At 55.1% G+C, this 18,381-nt stretch carries 17 protein-coding genes; 2 read left to right on the top strand and 15 right to left on the bottom strand.

Annotated elements, in window-relative coordinates; genetic code table 11:
- Positions 1–5: 5 nt before the first annotated feature.
- From eutC to maeB, 15 genes are all read right to left on the bottom strand, one after another.
- On the bottom strand, positions 6–893 hold the full coding sequence (eutC, locus tag FEK43_RS09615) for an ethanolamine ammonia-lyase subunit beta (RefSeq protein WP_135407499.1): 888 nt from the start codon (positions 891–893) through the stop codon (positions 6–8).
- 20 nt (positions 894–913) lie between these two features.
- Positions 914–2,275, bottom strand: coding sequence for an ethanolamine ammonia-lyase subunit alpha (eutB, locus tag FEK43_RS09610; RefSeq protein ID WP_000769975.1), 1,362 nt, complete (start codon positions 2,273–2,275; stop codon positions 914–916).
- 11 nt (positions 2,276–2,286) lie between these two features.
- On the bottom strand, positions 2,287–3,690 hold the full coding sequence (gene eutA, locus FEK43_RS09605; protein WP_135407501.1) for an ethanolamine ammonia-lyase reactivating factor EutA: 1,404 nt from the start codon (positions 3,688–3,690) through the stop codon (positions 2,287–2,289).
- Complete coding sequence (gene eutH / locus FEK43_RS09600) at positions 3,687–4,913, bottom strand: ethanolamine utilization protein EutH (RefSeq protein WP_000512347.1); 1,227 nt, start codon at positions 4,911–4,913, stop codon at positions 3,687–3,689. The genes eutA and eutH overlap by 4 nt, the downstream gene beginning before the upstream one ends.
- A 116-nt stretch (positions 4,914–5,029) precedes the next feature.
- Entirely contained in the window at positions 5,030–6,217 is a 1,188-nt protein-coding gene (gene eutG / locus FEK43_RS09595; RefSeq protein WP_135407503.1) for an ethanolamine utilization ethanol dehydrogenase EutG, read from the bottom strand.
- Positions 6,207–7,043: an ethanolamine utilization protein EutJ gene (gene eutJ / locus FEK43_RS09590; protein WP_135407505.1), complete on the bottom strand. Its 837-nt coding sequence runs from the start codon at positions 7,041–7,043 to the stop codon at positions 6,207–6,209. Before eutJ ends, eutG begins: the two co-directional genes overlap by 11 nt.
- 10 nt (positions 7,044–7,053) lie before the next feature.
- Positions 7,054–8,457: an aldehyde dehydrogenase family protein gene (locus tag FEK43_RS09585; protein WP_135407507.1), complete on the bottom strand. Its 1,404-nt coding sequence runs from the start codon at positions 8,455–8,457 to the stop codon at positions 7,054–7,056.
- Positions 8,458–8,468: 11 nt separating this feature from the next.
- Positions 8,469–8,756: an ethanolamine utilization microcompartment protein EutN gene (eutN, locus tag FEK43_RS09580; RefSeq protein ID WP_000762196.1), complete on the bottom strand. Its 288-nt coding sequence runs from the start codon at positions 8,754–8,756 to the stop codon at positions 8,469–8,471.
- A gap of 106 nt (positions 8,757–8,862) precedes the next feature.
- Positions 8,863–9,156 (bottom strand): ethanolamine utilization microcompartment protein EutM, encoded by a 294-nt coding sequence (gene eutM, locus FEK43_RS09575; RefSeq protein WP_000387713.1) that lies wholly within the window; start codon positions 9,154–9,156, stop codon positions 8,863–8,865.
- 38 nt (positions 9,157–9,194) lie between these two features.
- Positions 9,195–10,211 carry a phosphate acetyltransferase gene (pta, locus tag FEK43_RS09570; protein WP_138158520.1) on the bottom strand — a complete coding sequence of 339 codons (1,017 nt, stop codon included), beginning with the start codon at positions 10,209–10,211 and terminating at the stop codon, positions 9,195–9,197.
- Positions 10,208–11,011 (bottom strand): ethanolamine utilization cob(I)yrinic acid a,c-diamide adenosyltransferase EutT, encoded by an 804-nt coding sequence (eutT, locus tag FEK43_RS09565; RefSeq protein ID WP_135407510.1) that lies wholly within the window; start codon positions 11,009–11,011, stop codon positions 10,208–10,210. Before eutT ends, pta begins: the two co-directional genes overlap by 4 nt.
- Positions 11,008–11,709, bottom strand: coding sequence for an ethanolamine utilization acetate kinase EutQ (gene eutQ / locus FEK43_RS09560; RefSeq protein ID WP_130216810.1), 702 nt, complete (start codon positions 11,707–11,709; stop codon positions 11,008–11,010). Before eutQ ends, eutT begins: the two co-directional genes overlap by 4 nt.
- Positions 11,684–12,163, bottom strand: coding sequence for an ethanolamine utilization acetate kinase EutP (gene eutP, locus FEK43_RS09555; protein WP_135407512.1), 480 nt, complete (start codon positions 12,161–12,163; stop codon positions 11,684–11,686). Before eutP ends, eutQ begins: the two co-directional genes overlap by 26 nt.
- Before the next feature lie 12 nt (positions 12,164–12,175).
- Entirely contained in the window at positions 12,176–12,511 is a 336-nt protein-coding gene (gene eutS, locus FEK43_RS09550) for an ethanolamine utilization microcompartment protein EutS (protein ID WP_000356956.1), read from the bottom strand.
- 286 nt (positions 12,512–12,797) lie between these two features.
- A complete protein-coding gene (maeB, locus tag FEK43_RS09545; RefSeq protein WP_135407515.1) occupies positions 12,798–15,077 on the bottom strand; it encodes an NADP-dependent oxaloacetate-decarboxylating malate dehydrogenase in 2,280 nt (759 codons plus the stop codon).
- A 287-nt stretch (positions 15,078–15,364) separates the two neighbouring features.
- On the opposite strand from maeB, the gene tal reads away from it, so the two are divergent.
- Both tal and tkt read left to right on the top strand, forming a co-directional pair.
- Positions 15,365–16,315, top strand: coding sequence for a transaldolase (gene tal / locus FEK43_RS09540; RefSeq protein WP_135407517.1), 951 nt, complete (start codon positions 15,365–15,367; stop codon positions 16,313–16,315).
- 20 nt (positions 16,316–16,335) lie between these two features.
- Positions 16,336–18,339: a transketolase gene (tkt, locus tag FEK43_RS09535; protein WP_130222005.1), complete on the top strand. Its 2,004-nt coding sequence runs from the start codon at positions 16,336–16,338 to the stop codon at positions 18,337–18,339.
- Positions 18,340–18,381 lie beyond the last annotated feature (42 nt).

The following is an 18,381-nucleotide window of genomic DNA, read 5'->3' as shown; positions in this document are numbered from 1 at the left end:
CCTCCTTATCGGGTCATGTTGATGCCGGATGCTTTCTGCTCCAGCATACGTTTCGCCAAATCCACAATAACTGCTGCGGCTTCAACTGGCGGCGTGCCGCCCTGGTGAATGTTAGAGATACAGGTGCGATCGGCCTCAACGGTGGTCGCCATACGCGGTGAGTAAACGGCGTAGCAGGAAAGACTTTCTGACTGCCCTAACCCCGGGCGTTCGCCCACCAGCAGGATCACCACTTTCGCGCCGAGGATCTCACCGATCTGATCTTCAATTTTCACGCGACCGTAACGCACAAAGAACGGCGTGCCGACTTTCAAACCAGCCTGTTTCAGGCCCGCCATCAGCGGTGGCAGGATCTCTTCATAGTTCACGGTGATCGCGTCAGTAGACAGGCCATCAGAAATAACGACCTGTACGTCCGGATTAGCAACACACTGCGCTTTCAGCGCTTCAACCGCTTCTGCACACAGGCGGCGACCCATATCCGGGCGAGTCAGGTAGAGATTTTTGTCGCTAATTTCAGAGCGCACTTCCAGCAAGCCCTGCGCTTTCACCCACTCTTCCGGCACTTCTTTCAGTACGGTATCTTTCGAACGAGAGTGATCGGCCAGGAAACGCAGCAGCGCCTGGGTACGCGGACGCGGACCAGCACGGCCGGTACAAACGCGGGCCACGGTGCTGCGACGCAGTTCTGTTAATACGTCTGCGCGATGCGGATTTTCAACGCCAATCCACGCCTTCGCTTCAGCGGAACCTAAATCCAGCACACAGCTTTCCGAGGTCACCGGTGCCGAACAGGCTGTGGTGGTGCATTTGGCTTCTGATGGCGCGGGGGCTGCTTGTCCCATTGACGCCATCACGCTGCGTACAATTTCTTCAATCTGTTTTTGATCCATGATGTGTTATCTCCGCGTCATCAGAAGAACAGTGACGGATCGCCCGCCCGTTTGGTCAGGCGACCGTTTGCCATAATGCCCATGCTTTCCAGCCAGCGTTCAAACTCCGGTGACGGACGCAGGTTGAGTAACTGACGCACAGTGGCGGTATCGTGGAACGCCGTGGTCTGGTAGTTGAGCATGATGTCATCGCCCAGCGGCATCCCCATGATGTAGTTGCAGCCTGCGGTGGCGAGCAGGATCATCAGGTTTTCGTTGAGGTTCTGGTCAGCGTCAGCGTGGTTGGTGTAGCAGCAGTCACAGCCCATAGAGATGCCGCTCAGCTTGCCCATAAAGTGATCTTCTAAGCCCGCACGAATAATCTGGCGGTCGTTGTAGAGATACTCCGGCCCAATAAAGCCGACCACGGTGTTGACGATAAACGGATCGTAATGACGCGCCAGCCCATAGTTACGCGCTTCCATCGTCACCTGGTCAGCGCCGAAGTTAGCACCTGCGGACAGCGCAGAACCTTGTCCGGTTTCGAAGTAGAGGCAGTTTTCCCCGGCGATACGGTTGAACTCCGCGCCCACTGCGCGCGCTTCATCGAGCATCGCCAGTTCCACGCCAAACTCTTTCAGCCCTTTTTCGCTGCCGCAAATACTCTGGAAAATCAGCCCGCCCGGCGCGCCGCGACGAATCGCTTCAATCTGGGTAGTGACGTGCGCCAGCACGCAGCCCTGGGTCGGAATGTTGTATTTGTCGATCACGCCATAGATGGTATCCAACACGCGGCTTAAGTTTTCCACGTCGTCAGTCACTGGGTTAACGCCGATCACCGCATCGCCCACCCCGAAGGAAAGCCCTTCGTAGATTTGCGCGGCGATACTTTGCACGTCGTCACGGGTATCGTTCGGCTGCAAACGGGCGCTAAAGGTGCCCGGAATACCGATGGTGGTATTGGCCTTTTTGATAACCGGCATTTTCTTCGCGCCGTAGATCAGGTCCGCGTTGGAGCAAATCTTCGCTACCGCCGCGACCACTTCCGAGGTCAGCCCTTTGCGGGTAAAGGCAATGTCGTCTACGCTGGTTTCATCGCTCAGCACATACTCACGCAGTTCGCTGATGCTCCAGTTTTTAATCTGGTTGTAGGCCGTTTCGTTAACGTCGTCCTGAATCAGCCGCGTGACGCAGTCATCTTCATAGGCAATCACCGGATTATTGCGGATGTCCGCTACGGTCATTTCCGACAACACCTGCTTTGCCGCCACGCGCTCCTGTGAGCTTGCCGCTGCAACGCCCGCCAGCACATCCCCCGAACGCAGTTCGTTGGCTTTTGCCAGCACCTCTTTTACATCCTTAAACTGATATACATTGCCGAACAATGTGGTCTTTAGTTTCATAAGTCGTTCCCTCAGGAAGGAAATGCGAGTGATTTCACCGTCACCGGCACAACCGATCCGCCAAAAAGAGGCGTACCAATGTCGATATAGTCCCCCGCGCGGACAATCACTTCGTCAATGACTGCCAACGGGAGTTGTTGTAGCTGTGGGCGCAACAACATGCCCAGAGCTTTACCAAAGTCCTGCCCGGCCACCACCAGCAGGGGATGCGGATTCGGAAAACGCGCGACGAAATCGACCAGCGCGTTGATGACCGTCAGTACCGCGGCGTAACGCACAGGCAGCGAGGCGGGAAGCGCCAGCACGTACGCGTCAGTTTTGGGATCAAGATCCAGCTGAATCAGCGCCTGTTGCCAGGCACTCACCAGATCCGTTTCATCAATTGGGATCGCCACCGGCAAATTACGCAGCGGCAGTTGTACGCCCTCCAGCCAGATTGTGCTGCCAGAGAGCGAAAGAGTATGTGCGCCCGCGCCAATCACCGTGGCGCGCAGGGTTTGCGCCGGAAACTGCACGTTCATCTCACGCAGGCGCGGATGGTCATGCAGCGCCGTTGCCAGAAGCGGGCCAATATCGGCAAAACAGAACGGATCGGCGGGCTGGTGGCGATAACATTCGCCCACGCCGCCAGAAAGCGTAATGATTTCGGGCGTAACACCTGCGGGCAGTAAACCGGTTTGCATCAATGCCTGCGCGAGCGGCGAGAGCGTTCCGTCAATCACTTCGACAATCAGTTCCGCCATCCGCCGGGTAACCTGCACCAGCTGCGCGCCAGTCAGCGAACGGGCGTCAGTGCCTGCGCCGAAACACTCATCCACAATCATCTGCCCCGGTTTATGGGCGTAAACCACGCGTCCCTGGCTGTCGGTTTCCAGCAGGCGACCGCCAACGTTGAGGCAGGCAGTACCGCTGATTTTTCCGGCATCGAACAGGGCGTAGTTCGCCGTGCCGCCGCCGATATCGATATTCAGTACCCGACACAGCCGTTGTTCAGAGAGGGTTTGCGCCCCGGCACCGTGACCGGCAATCACGGATTCGAGATGCGGTCCGGCGCTGGCGACCACAAAATCGCCCAGCGACTGGGAGAGCGTCATCACCGCCGGACGAGCATTGCGGGTTTTTGCACTTTCGCCGGTGATGATGATGGCACCGGAATCAACGCTTTCCGGTGCAATGCCCGCAGCCTGATATTGCTCGAGGATTAAAGTTTTCAGCTCCGCTTCTTTTAAACCGCCCTGTTTATCGACAGGGGTAAAGAACACCGGACTTTGCCAGCTAATTTCGCGTTTGATGAATTCGTAGCGCGGCACCTGCGACACTGCCGCACGGTTAACCAGCTCCAGGTGGGAGAAAATCACCTGGGTGGTGGTGGTGCCGATATCGATACCGACGCTTAGTAGCTGGCGAGTGTTCACGATTGCGCCTCCGCTTCGGTTTTAGCCGCAGTCGCGTCTTCTTTTGGTACCAGCATCATCGCCACGCCAATCGCCGTTACGCCGCCGATCAACTTGCCGACAATCATTGGGAAGATCATGGCGTTCATGTTGGCAGCGGCGAAGCCTAAGTGGTCGCCCAGAGCGAAGGCTGCGGAAACGGCGAAGGCGCAGTTGATGACTTTGCCGCGAGTATCCATCTGCTTCATCATGCCGAACATCGGGATGTTGTTAGCAAGCGTTGCCACCATGCCAGCTGCCGCGATATTGTTCATATTCAGCACTTTACCGACGCTCATCAGCGGTTTTTCAAACCAGCGGGTCAGCAACAGCACCATCGGATATGCCCCTAACAGCACGCAGGAGATAGAACCGATAACTTCAATGGCGCGCATCACCTCACCTGGTTTATCGCCAGGGGCCATGAAGATCGGATCCAGGCCCGGGATCAGTTCCCAGCCAAGCAGGAATTTCACCACCGCGGCAGCAAGGCCGAGGGTAATCAATGCAACGAGGAATTTGGCGAAGATCTGGAAGCCGTTGATCATTTTTTCCGGGATGAATTTCAGCCCCAGCGCCACCAGTACCGCGACGATCAGTACCGGGATCATGTTCATCAGGATCAGGGCAAAGGTGAATTCCACAGGCTGGCCGTTGATTTGCACGCCGGAATACATAGCTACCAGACCACCAGCAATACAGCCAATTGGAATGGTCACAATGCCGGCCAGCACACCGAGCGCCAGATAACGACGGTCAGAAGGTTCGATAATGCCGAGCGCCACCGGAATGGAAAACACAATCGTTGGCCCCATCATCGACCCGAGAATTAACCCAGAGTATAGCCACGCTGCTACGTCGCCGCCCGCCAGCTCTTTGGCGAGGAAGAAGCCGCCCATATCGCACGCCAGCAGCGTACCGGCGAACATTGACGGGTTGGCGCCGAGCATTTCGTAAACCGGGATGATCACCGGCCCGAGTACGTGGGCCAGTACCGGTGCCAGCGCGGTCATACCGACCATCGCCAGGCCCAGAGCGCCCATTGCCATAAAACCTTCTTCGAACTGCCCGCCGGCTCCTTCGATACTTTTACCGAACTTACCGAGGAAACGAGCAGAACCGCCGAACTGCGACAGGATCCTGTCTACGGCAGCTATCAGCATAAAGAACATCATGATGTACATGATGATTTCGTTAATTCCCATCGCCTTTACTCCCTGTTAGTTGTTATTTATTGGCGGATACGGTGTAAACACCTTATCCGCCCTACATGTGCAATCCTGTAGACCGGATAAGACGCGACAAGCGTCGCATCCGGCATTTATTGCGCCGCTGCGTACAAGCCGACAATCTGCTCCAGGCTGGCGGTACGCGGGTTGCTGCGCAGACAAATATCTTCCTGCGCGGCCTGCGCCCATGCACCGTAATGCGCAGATGTCGCACCAACATCGCCCAGTCGTTTACCAATCCCAACTTCCGCTATCAGCTCACTTACCGCATTAATAGCGTCACGATCGTCGGATTTTTTAGTTCGCAGCGCCCGACCAACCTGGCTAAAGCGTTCGCGACAAACCATCCGGTTAAACTCCATCACCGTTGGCAGCAGCATGGCGTTCGCCAGACCGTGCGGAATATGCAGCGCCGCCCCCGGCTGATGCGCCATCGCGTGGCATAACCCAAGCCCCGCACTGGAAAACGCCATTCCCGCCATACATGAAGCCAGCAACATGCTCTCGCGGGCGGTAAGGTCGTGACCGTAGCCCACCGCTTTCGGCAGCGATTGACCAATCATCGCAATGGCGCCAATCGCCAGACTGTCGGTAAATGGGGTGGCGTTCAGCGCGCTATACGCTTCAATGGCGTGAGTTAACGCATCGATGCCAGTCATCGCCGTGACATGCGACGGCACGCCTTCGGTTAGCGCAGCGTCGAGAATCGCGACATCCGGCATCAGCGAGGCATGTGCTAACACCTGTTTGCGCCCGCTTACCGCATCGATAATCACCGTCACGTTAGTCGTTTCAGAGCCGGTTCCGGCGGTCGTTGGAATGGCAATTAACGGCAATCGTGGTTGCAGAACGCTGGTTTCTGACATTTTTGCCAGCGTGCTATCGGAATTCGTCACCAGCAACGCTACGGCTTTCGCTGCATCGAGCACCGAGCCACCGCCAAACGCGATGACACCATCGCAGCCTGATTCACGCAGCTGCGCCACGGCTGCGCACACGTCTGTAATGCACGGTTCGCCCACCGGACACGGCCAGAGCGTCATAGCGATACCTTTGACGGTCAGACTGCGAATCAGCCCGGCGGTCATCCCCGACTGATGCAAAAAGCCATCCACCATCACAAACAAATGTTTCAGCCCGCGCGTTTGTGCTTCCTGCCCGCAACTGCTCACTGCGCCCAGACCGCAGAGTGTGACAGGCGGGACGCTAAATATTTTTACCCGTTGCAGATTCAGGGTATCGAACGCCTGAAAGAGCGCGGTCTGCAATTCATTTTGCATAGATCCCCTCCGCTTTCTCTCGCCCACTACTGGCGATCGCCAGCGGGGTCATAAACAAACTGTGCTGCGGTAGATGCACCTGTAACGCCGGGAATTGTTTGCGAAACAGTTCCGCCACGCCCGGTTGCATACAGGAGCCGCCCGCCAGCCATAAATCAGTAATGCCCTGCCCTTCAATATGCCGGGCGACAATGTCCGCCATTTTTTCGTACACCGGCTTCACCGCAGGCCAAATCTCTTCACCATGTCCGCGCTTGTACTGCTCCGCCTCTTCCAGCGAAATTCGGCGATTTCCGGCGAGAGTCAGAGAGATGTGATGTCCGCCGGTGGCTTCATCCGCCGAGTAAGTCACCTTGCCCTTTTTCACGATGGCAATGCCGGTGGTGCCGCCGCCGATATCCACTACACCTGCGTTATCCAGTTGCAGCAGATCCGCCACGGCAGTTGGCTCATCCAGCACATGGCTCACTTCCAGCCCGGCGGATTCCAGCACGTTGATGGATATACGCGGGTCCGTACCAGGAGGAAATGAGGTCGCCGCATGGCTAAAACGGCGACCGAATTGCTGCTCAAGCGTGTCGAGATGGCGACGAACAATGGTGACAGCGCCGAAGAAATCCCAGACGATGCCGTCGCGGACCACATCGGCCCAGTCGAGGCATACCGCCACCGGCTGACCGTCGCGATCGACAACCATCGACACCACATCGCAGGTGCCCAGATCCACCCCCAGCCACAGCGGAGATTCCGTCGCGGCGGGCGTCTGGTTACACCGCGTTGCCGCCGTTTGCAAACGCGGGGTGAGCCATTGTTCGTCGTGCGCCATCGGTTACTCCTTAAACAATGCGAAACGCATCGACTAATACACAGCGACGCAGACGGACAAAAGTACGCGCGCTGGTTACCCCTTCACCGGTTGGCGTGGTGATGGTCATGGTGGTCCAACCTTCCCCGCCCAGCCCCAGCCCGGCAATGCACGGTCCGTTTTTGACGAAAATGCTGGTATCAATAGCGTTTGCCATCTGGTTCATGTTTTCGATATTGCGCGAGTGCATCGCCGCCGTGTGGTGGCAACCGCCTTCCAGTTTCACCGCCAGCGCAATGGCATCCGCCACGTTGGCGACGCGCACGACGGGCAGCACCGGCATCATCAGTTCGGTCACGGCAAACGGATGTTCTGCGGTGGTTTCTACAAACAGCAATCGCGTTTCTGACGGGACGTTCAGGCCGATTGCCGCCGCGATTTTCGCCGCATCGCGACCAACCCAGTCACGGCTGACGGAGCCTTTTCCGCGCTCGTCGATATTTTTCAGCAACACCGGTTGCAGCTGCTGCGCCTGCTCTGTGGTCAGTTTCACCGCGTGCTGGCCTTCCATCAGACGCATCAGTTCATCGGCTACGCTATCAACAACAATCAGCACCTTTTCATCGGCACAGATGATGTTGTTATCGAAAGAAGCGCCTTTGACGATGGACTGAGCGGCACGGGCGAGGTCGGCGGTTTCATCCACCACCACTGGCGGATTACCGGCACCTGCGGCAATCAGGCGTTTATTGGTGTGTTTGCGCGCCGCTTCCACTACCGCTTCGCCGCCCGTCACCACCAGAAGGCCGATGCCTGGAAACTTGAACAAGCGTTGCGCGGTTTCGATATCCGGATTGGCCACGGTAACCAGTAAGTTTTCCGGCCCGCCTGCGGCAACAATCGCCTGGTTGAGCAGCGTAATCGCCCGCTGGGAGACTTTTTTCGCCGCCGGATGCGGGGCAAAAATGACGCTGTTGCCCGCGGCAATCAGGCTGATGGCGTTATTAATTACGGTTGCCGCCGGGTTAGTGGAAGGCGTCACCGAAGCCACCACGCCCCAGGGCGCGTTTTCAATTAAGGTCAGGCCGTTGTCACCCGTCAGCACCTGCGGAGAGAGACACTCAACGCCCGGCGTACCGCGCGCCTGGGCGACGTTTTTGGCAAATTTATCTTCAACGCGGCCCATACCGGTTTCACTGACGGCAAGTTCCGCTAAATCTCTGGCGTGTTTTTCGCCTGCTTCACGAATGGCTGTTATCGCCAACTGGCGCATTGCCACACTTTTTAATCCTTGCTGGGCAATTTTGGCTGCCGCAACGGCGTCATCCAGGGAAGCGAAAACGCCCATCTCATGAACGGCGGCGGGCGGCATGTCACTGCTTTGCATTTTCAGCAGTACCGCTTTCACCACCTGTTCAATATCCTGTTGATTCATGATGTTCTGCCTTATTTGTGGAAAATAACCTGACCGCCAGACACCACCTCATCGACGATGCCAATCACGCACAGATCGACCGGTGACGTTTCGCTTTTATGCGCCTGGCGGGCGGAACTGCCACTCACCAGCAACACCCACTCCCCGGTTCCCGCGCCAATATTGTCGATGGCGACGGCACATTGCCCGTCAGGATTACCTTGTGGATCAATCATTTCCACCATCAGCAATTTGTCATGCGCCAGTCCGTGATGGCGTACGGTACAAACAATTTGTCCAGTGACGACTGCCAGTTTCATACCCGCCTCCGTGGCGTATTTCAGGTAAAAGCTCCCCCTACCCTCCGCGGAAGGTAAAATGAAAAAGGAGAGAGCGTGACGCCCGAATCGACGTCACACAGGGTGATTACAGGTTGCTGCTGTCGCCTTTCAGGCCGATCGGGAAGACTTCTTCCAGGTCGCCGTGCGGACGCGGGATAACGTGTACGGATACCAGCTCGCCAATACGCTGTGCCGCTGCGGCACCAGCATCGGTCGCGGCTTTACAGGCTGCAACATCACCGCGAACCATCGCAGTGCACAGGCCGCCGCCAATCTGCTTCACGCCGACCAGTTTGACGCGCGCAGCTTTCACCATCGCGTCAGAAGCCTCAATCAGTGCAACCAGGCCCCGGGTTTCGATCATTCCTAATGCTTCCATTGTGTTTTCCTCTTTATCAGGGTCCAGAACGGGACCGTTCATTCAACCAGTGTTTGTAAACTGCTTTCGCGGTTCACTTCTGTCTGACGCGGTACGGCTGCCACCAGCGCCAGTTCGATAATTTCCTGCACGCTACAACCACGAGAGAGATCGTGCATCGGCGCGGCAAGTCCTTGTATCAATGGCCCGACGGCACGATACCCGCCAAGCCGTTGTGCGATTTTGTAGCCAATATTTCCGGCTTCCAGCGACGGAAAAACCATCACATTGGCTTTGCCCTGTAGCGGGCTGGCAGGCGCTTTTTGCGCCGCGACATCCGGCACGAAAGCGGCGTCAAACTGCAACTCGCCATCGACTACCAACTGCGGTGCGCGTTCACGGACGATTTCTGTCGCCTGTTGCACATTGGCAACGCAGGGGTGACGGGCGCTACCGTTGCTGGAAAACGACAGCATCGCCACGCGCGGCTCTTCTCCGGTGATGGCCTGCCAGGTTTCGGCGCTGGCAAGCGCAATATCCGCCAGCTGCGCCGCCGTCGGCTGCGGCACCACGCTGCAATCGGCAAAGCCCAACGCCGGACCGCTGTACTGTGGCAGCATCAGGAAAATGGAAGAGAGCGTTTTACAGCCAGACTGCAAGCCAATAATGCGTAATCCGGCACGCAGCACATTCGCCGTGGAAGAGAGGTTGCCCGCGATACAGACATCCGCTTTACCGGCGCTGACCATTGCGGCGGCGAACATCAGCGGTTCGGTGAGTTTTTCCAGCGCATCCGGCGGCGTTTTTTCGCCCGCGCGGGCCAGCCAGCGATGAGCAAATTCTTCCCGCATTGCGAGGTTGCCATGCGGATCAATCACCTGTAGCCCGTCCATCGCCACGCCGTGACTGAGCGCAAACTGACGAAGTTCAAACGGATTGGCGACCAGAATGGGCGTTGCCAGACCTTGTTGATGTAAATATTGCGCAGCTTTCAGCACACGTTGATCTAACGCATCCGGAAAAACCACTCTGGCGGGCGCTCGCAACGCCAGTTCACGACAACGTTCAATAATCATTGCGTCTCCCCCAGTCGTTGTTGGATCTGCTTCACCGTTAGCGGCTGCTTCGTAACGCTCAGGATCATCATCACGTAAACCGCGCTCGAAAGGCGGTTCAGCGCCTGCAAGATGTCCGGGCGTAATACTTCAAAACTGCGGGTGATAAACACCTGCGCCGCTACGGTTTCGGTTTCACGCACTTTGGTGCGTAGCAGATTCAGCAACGCCGCATCGCGCCCGTGGCTAGCTTCCGGCACCAAATGATCGTGGTCGAGATAGCGCAGCGGCTGGTGAGAAAGTCGATGCAGATCTTCGTCAGAAAGCCCGACAATCGCCTGGCAGCCCAGCGGTTCCCCCAGCGCATCGGCACGCATAATGTTGCCAAGACGCGAGCGAATATCCGCCAGCCACGGCTGCCACGGTTCCGCCAGTTCAATTTGCAGCCACACAGCCAGCGCAATGGTGCTGTCGAGAACAGCGCGAAAACCCAGGCGCGGATCGCTTTTGGCAACCATTTTTTCCGCCGACAGATGAGTCAGTGTGTCTGGTTTTTTCGCCACCGGCTGGCGGCACAGTTCGCAGCACGCCTGCGGATGTTCATCGCTACTGGTCAGCCCGTGAACGGGCTGCGGCTGCTGCTGTTCATCATCAACAAACAGGCTACCCTGTTCGTCAATAAACTTGATGCGCAGATGGCGGCTTTCCAGTAACTCCCGGGCAGAGGGCGTCAGGCGACTGTCCGCAGGGAGATGGATCTCTGCGCCTTCGCTGAGCGTATGGTTCGCTCTTAGCCATGCTTCGGTGATGAAATCTTTCATAGGGATTGCCAGTTAGCCGGCCAGGCGACATACAGGAATTTCACGCTGGATGTCGTACCAAATTCGATGCTGGAACCTTTCGGGATAAACATCACGTCGCCCGCTTTGGCGATCATGGTTTCGCCTTCGTGGCGAACATGCAGTTCCCCTTCCAGTACCATGTCGATTTCGTCATAGTTCAGGGTCCACGGGAAGAAGGCGTTGTCCCACTGCATGAAACCAGCGGCCATACTGCTGCCATCGTCTCCGGTCACAAGATCAGTTAAGCCCACGCAGTGCGGTTCAGCGCCATCGAAACGACCAAACTTGACGCTGCTGCCATCAATCACTTTAATGCCGCCTTTGCCGGTCACCGATTTGAAGCTCGGCTGCATTGCCCCCTGCTCCAGTGACTGTTTTTCCTTCATCACTTTTTCCATCAGCTGCGCGACCAGGCTTTCGGTAAACTGGCCTTCTGGCAGCTGGGCAATGATGGTTTCGCGGATGCGCTGGCTTTCGGTTTTATCGGCTGATGCACTGGCGGGAACGGATGCCGTTACAGGCGTCGATTCATCGCACTCGGTGATGGTAAAACCCAGTAGATCCGCCACTTCGCGTGCTTCAGGGGTAATAATGCTGGCGCGCAGAACCACGGACATTGCCTGTTCGCCGCGCGCGTGTGCTTCACGAATATCATTCGCTGTGATGAGTTTTTTCACCTGCTTCCTCCTGTTCGGTGAGAGATGCCAGATAATCCACCAGTTGCTGCACGCTTTGCGGGTCGTGGTTGTTTAGCGCGAAAATTGGCTCCTCAAAGCCAGTCTCAAGCAATAACTTTCGCGTTGCGGCGACGTCAGCATCCGGCATGTCCGTTTTACTGATGACGGCGATTTGCCGTTTACTGGCGCCAATATCCAGCAGCCCGGCAGGTAATCGGCTTTCTGGATCATTTGCGCCGTGGACATATATCAGCATGTCCACATCCTGTAGCGTGGTTATTAAGGCGTGATACCAACGGGGATGGCTAAAATATTCACCCGGAGTATCAATATCGCCATTATCATTAAATTCCACGGCCTGTGTTTTTCTGGCGAGGGTATAATTTCCCTGCAACGCATTAAATAACGTTGTTTTTCCTGCCCCGACGCTACCCACAAACGCAATTCGTTTCATGAATGCCTCGTATTAACTTTTAGTCATTTCACACAGCGTATAATTTAATAAGCGTCCTAAACCACTGACGGTTTGTGATAACGCTTCTTCTACTGCGCCCACCGAGCCATAAATCACCAGCGCGCCGCTAAAACGGTCGAGAAAACCGATATGCACATCAGCGGCTTTCAGCGCTAAATCACCGGCAATCATCGCTGTTTCGCCGGGAGTTAGCGTCATAATGCCAATTGCGCCAGCATCCGGAACGCCGATTTTCTTCGCCAGTTCTTCACCCGGATGCGCAATCAGATGCGCCAGCGTGACCTGTTTCCCGGGTACAAATTCCTGAATGATGCGTTCTTTGTCCATGAGTCGCCGCCTGTAAAAAACGTGCGTGTATCGTGACAATTTTTCGTCAGAGTAAATAACAAAATTCGGCAAACGCGTTTAAAAGGTGAGGTAGATCACTAATAATGGAGAGATATTTACCGTGATACATAAACTTTCATATGCAGAGCATGAATAAATATAAAGATATTGCTTTATTTTATGTCGGGTAATTTATTTGCTATTAGTAAAAGCAGTAAGACGTATTAATAATATAAAAATCGCTTACCCCGAATTACTCAGGGTAAGCGTGATAGTTAAGCAAGAATTACAGCGGTTGGGTTTGCGCTTCAACCACGGCAAGCGCCACCATGTTGACGATACGACGCACTGACGCGATCGGTGTTAACACGTGAACCGGTTTCGCCACGCCCATCAGCACCGGGCCGACGGTGACACCTTCCGAGCTGGAAACGCGCAGTAAGTTGTAACTAATACGAGCAGCTTCCATGTTCGGCATCACCAGAATATTAGCGGAACCTTTCAAGGTGCTGTCCGGCATACGGTCGTTGCGAATCGCTTCTACCAGCGCCGCATCACCGTGCATTTCGCCATCAATCATCAGCTCAGGCGCACGTTCCCTGACCAGCTCCAGCGCTTGACGCATTTTGCTCGACGACGGGCAGTTGGAAGAACCGAAGTTGGAATGCGACAACAGAGCAACACGCGGCTCAATACCGAAACGACGGACAGTTTCTGCCGCCATCAGCGTGATCTCCGCCAGCTCTTCTGCGTCTGGGTCATCATTAACATAGGTATCAGCAATAAAGGTGTTACCACTCGGCAGCAACAGCGCGTTCATTGCGCCTGCGGTGTGAACGCCATCGCGATAACCAAAGACATTTTTCACTACGCTAAAGTGTTCGTGATAATCGCCCACCGTTCCGCAGATCATCGCATCGGCTTCACCACGCTGAACCATGATCGCACCGATCACCGTCGGGTTGCTGATCAGCGCACGTTGTGCCTGTTCCTGAGTGACACCACGACGCTTCATGATCTGGAAGTATTCGCTCCAGTACTCTTTAAAGCGTGGATCGGATTCGTTATTGACGATCTCAAAATCAACGCCAGCTTTGATCTGCAAGCCCAGTTTCTGAATACGCATTTCGATCACGTTCGGACGACCAATAAGGATCGGTTTTGCCAGTCCCAGGGTTACCAGTTCCTGCGTCGCATGCAGAACGCGCGCCTCTTCCCCTTCCGGCAGAACAACGCGCTTCGGCGCTTTGCGAGCCTGGGAGAATATCGGCTTCATAAACAGGTTGGTTTTGTAAACGAACTCGGTCAGCTTGTCGATGTAGACGTCAAAATCGGCAATCGGACGCGTCGCCACGCCGGACTCCATTGCCGCTTTGGCGACCGCAGGGGCGATCTTAACGATCAGACGCGGATCGAACGGTTTTGGAATGATGTATTCAGGGCCAAAGCTCAGATCCTGATCGCCATACGCAGAAGCCACCACTTCGCTCTGTTCGGCATGGGCCAGTTCCGCAATCGCGCGGACTGCCGCCAGTTTCATCTCTTCATTGATAGCCGTTGCGCCAACATCCAGCGCGCCTCGGAAGATGAACGGGAAGCAAAGCACGTTGTTAACCTGGTTCGGATAGTCGGAACGACCGGTACAGATGATGGCATCCGGACGCACTTCTTTCGCCAGCGGCGGCAGAATTTCCGGTTCTGGGTTCGCCAACGCCAGGATCATCGGCGCGCGGGCCATTTTCTTCACCATATCCTGAGTCAGCACTTTCGGGCCGGAACAACCAAGGAAAATATCCGCGCCTTCAATCACATCGTCGAGGGTACGTTTGCCGTCATCCACCACCGCGTAAGCCGCTTTGGTTTCCGCCATGTTCGGCTCACGGCCCTGATAAATAACACCTTTTGAGTCGCACACCACGATGTTATGTTTTTGCAGACCCAGCGCCACCAGCAGGTTCATACAGGCAATTGCCGCTGCGCCCGCACCAGAAACTACCATCCGTACGTCGGAGATATTTTTCTCTACTACGCGTAATCCGTTGAGAATGGCGGCGGTGCTGATGATTGCCGTACCGTGTTGGTCGTCATGGAATACCGGAATGTTCATCCGCTGGCGCAGTTTCTGTTCAATATAGAAACATTCTGGCGCTTTAATATCTTCGAGGTTGATACCGCCGAAGGTCGGCTCAAGTGCGGCGACCACTTCGATAAATTTGTCCGGGTCGAGTTCATCAACTTCGATGTCAAACACATCTATCCCGGCGAATTTCTTAAACAGAACGCCCTTACCTTCCATCACCGGTTTGCCTGCCAGCGCGCCAATATTACCCAACCCCAGCACGGCAGTACCGTTAGAGATAACTGCCACCAGGTTACCGCGCGCGGTATATTTGTAGGCGTTTAACGGATCTTTTTCGATTTCAAGACAAGGCGCGGCGACACCCGGTGAATAGGCCAGCGCCAGATCGCGCTGCGTTGCCAGAGGTTTGGTCGGAGAAACCTGGATTTTTCCTGGTACAGGAAATTCATGGAAATCAAGTGCACTTTGTTTTAACTGCTCATCCATTTGGTTGTTCCTTTCACGTAACGTTCACAAAAATAGGTGTGGGCAACTGCCTCAGCCCACAACGTGGCGCACATTATTACCTTGCCGGAGCTTCGAGACTCTGAGCAAGCCCAAACTCTCCCCCATCAAATAATGTTTTGGTAATAATCCCATAACACTGATGTTACCTGCTTCATCCAGCAATACCATGCCTGTCTGCTATGCTTTTTTGATGCGTTTAGCGAAATTTCTCAGAAGTGTGAATTAACGCACTCATCTAACACTTTACTTTTCAAGGAGTATTTCCTATGAACGAGTTAGACGGCATCAAACAGTTCACCACTGTCGTGGCAGACAGCGGTGATATTGAGTCCATTCGCCATTATCATCCCCAGGATGCCACCACCAATCCTTCGCTGTTACTCAAGGCTGCCGGTTTATCACAATATGAACATTTAATAGACGATGCTATTGCCTGGGGTAAAAAAAATGGCAAGACCCAGGAACAACAAGTCGTCGCGGCCTGCGACAAACTGGCAGTCAATTTCGGTACAGAAATTCTCAAAATCGTACCCGGTCGCGTGTCGACAGAAGTTGACGCACGCCTCTCTTTTGACAAAGAAAAAAGTATCGAAAAAGCACGCCATCTCGTGGAGTTGTACCAACAACAGGGCATTGAGAGATCTCGCATTCTGATCAAGCTGGCCTCCACCTGGGAAGGAATTCGCGCAGCAGAAGAACTGGAAAAAGAAGGCATTAACTGCAACCTGACGCTGCTGTTTTCCTTTGCTCAGGCACGGGCCTGTGCAGAAGCGGGCGTTTTTCTGATTTCGCCGTTTGTAGGTCGTATTTATGACTGGTATCAGGCGCGCAAACCGATGGACCCGTATGTGGTAGAGGAAGATCCGGGTGTCAAATCTGTGCGCAACATCTACGACTACTATAAGCAGCATCGCTACGAAACCATTGTGATGGGTGCCAGCTTCCGTCGTACCGAACAAATCCTCGCGTTAACCGGATGTGACCGTCTGACCATCGCGCCGAATTTGCTGAAGGAGTTGCAGGAAAAGGTTTCGCCAGTGGTTCGCAAACTGATCCCGGCATCGCAATCCTTCCCTCGCCCCTCCCCGATGAGCGAAGCGGAATTTCGTTGGGAGCACAATCAGGATCCGATGGCGGTAGAAAAACTGTCTGAAGGCATCCGCCTGTTCGCCGTTGATCAACGCAAACTGGAAGATCTTCTTGCCGCCAAATTCTAAAACCAGCCACGGAGTGTTTTATGTCCCGAAAAGACCTTGCCAATGCGATTCGCGCGCTCAGTATGGATGCGGTGCAAAAAGCCAATTCCGGTCATCCCGGCGCGCCGATGGGCATGGCCGATATTGCCGAAGTGCTGTGGAACGACTTTCTCAAACATAACCCCACCGATCCTACCTGGTATGACCGCGACCGCTTTATTCTTTCCAACGGTCACGCCTCGATGTTGCTCTACAGTTTGCTACATCTGACTGGTTATGACCTGCCGCTGGAAGAGCTGAAGAACTTCCGTCAGCTGCATTCGAAAACCCCAGGTCACCCGGAGATTGGCTATACGCCAGGTGTTGAAACCACCACCGGTCCACTTGGACAAGGTTTGGCGAACGCGGTTGGACTGGCGATAGCGGAGCGCACGCTGGCAGCGCAGTTTAACCAGCCGGATCATGAGATTGTCGATCACTTCACCTATGTGTTTATGGGCGACGGCTGTCTGATGGAAGGTATCTCTCACGAAGTCTGTTCACTGGCAGGAACGCTGGGACTCGGCAAGCTGATCGGCTTTTACGATCACAACGGTATTTCGATTGATGGTGAAACCGAAGGCTGGTTTACTGACGATACGGCAAAACGGTTTGAAGCCTACCACTGGCATGTTGTCCACGAGATCGACGGCCACGATCCGCAGGCGGTCAAGGAAGCGATCCTCGAAGCGCAAAGCGTGAAAGATAAGCCGTCGTTGATTATCTGCCGCACGGTGATTGGCTTTGGTTCGCCTAATAAAGCGGGTAAGGAAGAGGCCCACGGCGCCCCGCTGGGCGAAGAAGAAGTCGCGCTGGCACGGCAAAAACTGGGCTGGCATCATCCACCCTTTGAGATCCCCAAAGAGATTTATCACGCCTGGGATGCCCGCGAAAAAGGTGAAAAAGCCCAGCAGAGCTGGAATGAGAAGTTTGCCGCTTATAAAAAGGCCCATCCACAACTTGCAGAAGAGTTTACTCGCCGAATGAGCGGTGGTCTGCCGAAGGACTGGGAGAAAACGACTCAGAAATATATCAATGAGTTGCAGGCGAATCCGGCGAAAATCGCTACCCGTAAAGCGTCGCAAAATACGCTTAACGCCTACGGCCCTATGCTGCCGGAGCTGCTTGGCGGTTCGGCGGATCTGGCCCCAAGTAATCTCACCATCTGGAAAGGGTCTGTGTCGCTGAAGGAAGATCCCGCAGGGAATTATATTCACTACGGGGTACGCGAATTTGGTATGACTGCTATTGCCAACGGCATTGCACACCACGGTGGCTTTGTGCCGTATACCGCAACGTTTCTGATGTTTGTTGAATACGCCCGTAACGCCGCGCGGATGGCGGCACTGATGAAAGCGCGGCAGATTATGGTTTATACCCACGACTCAATTGGTCTGGGCGAAGATGGTCCGACGCACCAGGCGGTGGAGCAACTGGCAAGTCTGCGCTTAACGCCGAATTTCAGCACCTGGCGACCGTGCGATCAGGTGGAAGCAGCGGTGGGCTGGAAGCTGGCGGTTGAGCGCCACAACGGACCGACGGCGCTGATCCTCTCTAGGCAGAATCTGGCACAGGTAGAACGAACACCGGATCAGGTTAAAGAGATTGCTCGTGGTGGTTATGTGTTGAAAGACAGCGGTGGCAAGCCGGATATCATTTTGATTGCTACCGGTTCAGAGATGGAAATCACCCTACAGGCCGCAGAGAAACTGGCGGGAGAAGGTCGCAATGTTCGCGTGGTTTCCCTGCCCTCGACCGATATTTTCGACGCCCAGGATGAGGAATATCGCGAGTCGGTGTTGCCTTCTAACGTTGCGGCCCGCGTGGCGGTAGAAGCGGGTATAGCCGATTACTGGTACAAATATGTTGGTTTGAAAGGGGCGATTGTCGGAATGACGGGTTACGGGGAGTCTGCTCCGGCGGATAAGCTGTTCCCGTTCTTTGGCTTTACCGCCGAGAATATTGTGGCAAAAGCGCATAAGGTGCTGGGAGTGAAAGGTGCCTGATGCTGATTGCCGGATGCGTCTTATCCGGCCTACCTGTCCCCG

Origin of the sequence: Escherichia sp. E2562 (assembly GCF_005781075.1) — a bacterium.
Lineage (GTDB): Bacteria > Pseudomonadota > Gammaproteobacteria > Enterobacterales > Enterobacteriaceae > Escherichia.
This window is presented reverse-complemented; position numbering and strand designations above follow the sequence as displayed.

Bases quoted from the DNA above. Each gene is read 5' to 3' on its own strand.
- eutH (WP_000512347.1), bottom strand. From the start codon at position 4,913: ATGGGAATTAACGAAATCATCATGTACATCATGATGTTCTTTATGCTG.
- eutM (WP_000387713.1), bottom strand. From the start codon at position 9,156: ATGGAAGCATTAGGAATGATCGAAACCCGGGGCCTGGTTGCACTGATT.
- pta (WP_138158520.1), bottom strand. From the start codon at position 10,211: ATGATTATTGAACGTTGTCGTGAACTGGCGTTGCGAGCGCCCGCCAGA.
- eutC (WP_135407499.1), bottom strand. From the start codon at position 893: ATGGATCAAAAACAGATTGAAGAAATTGTACGCAGCGTGATGGCGTCA.
- FEK43_RS09585 (WP_135407507.1), bottom strand. From the start codon at position 8,457: ATGAATCAACAGGATATTGAACAGGTGGTGAAAGCGGTACTGCTGAAA.
- eutB (WP_000769975.1), bottom strand. From the start codon at position 2,275: ATGAAACTAAAGACCACATTGTTCGGCAATGTATATCAGTTTAAGGAT.
- maeB (WP_135407515.1), bottom strand. From the start codon at position 15,077: ATGGATGAGCAGTTAAAACAAAGTGCACTTGATTTCCATGAATTTCCT.
- tkt (WP_130222005.1), top strand. From the start codon at position 16,336: ATGTCCCGAAAAGACCTTGCCAATGCGATTCGCGCGCTCAGTATGGAT.
- eutG (WP_135407503.1), bottom strand. From the start codon at position 6,217: ATGCAAAATGAATTGCAGACCGCGCTCTTTCAGGCGTTCGATACCCTG.
- tal (WP_135407517.1), top strand. From the start codon at position 15,365: ATGAACGAGTTAGACGGCATCAAACAGTTCACCACTGTCGTGGCAGAC.
- eutT (WP_135407510.1), bottom strand. From the start codon at position 11,011: ATGAAAGATTTCATCACCGAAGCATGGCTAAGAGCGAACCATACGCTC.
- eutJ (WP_135407505.1), bottom strand. From the start codon at position 7,043: ATGGCGCACGACGAACAATGGCTCACCCCGCGTTTGCAAACGGCGGCA.
- eutN (WP_000762196.1), bottom strand. From the start codon at position 8,756: ATGAAACTGGCAGTCGTCACTGGACAAATTGTTTGTACCGTACGCCAT.
- eutS (WP_000356956.1), bottom strand. From the start codon at position 12,511: ATGGACAAAGAACGCATCATTCAGGAATTTGTACCCGGGAAACAGGTC.
- eutP (WP_135407512.1), bottom strand. From the start codon at position 12,163: ATGAAACGAATTGCGTTTGTGGGTAGCGTCGGGGCAGGAAAAACAACG.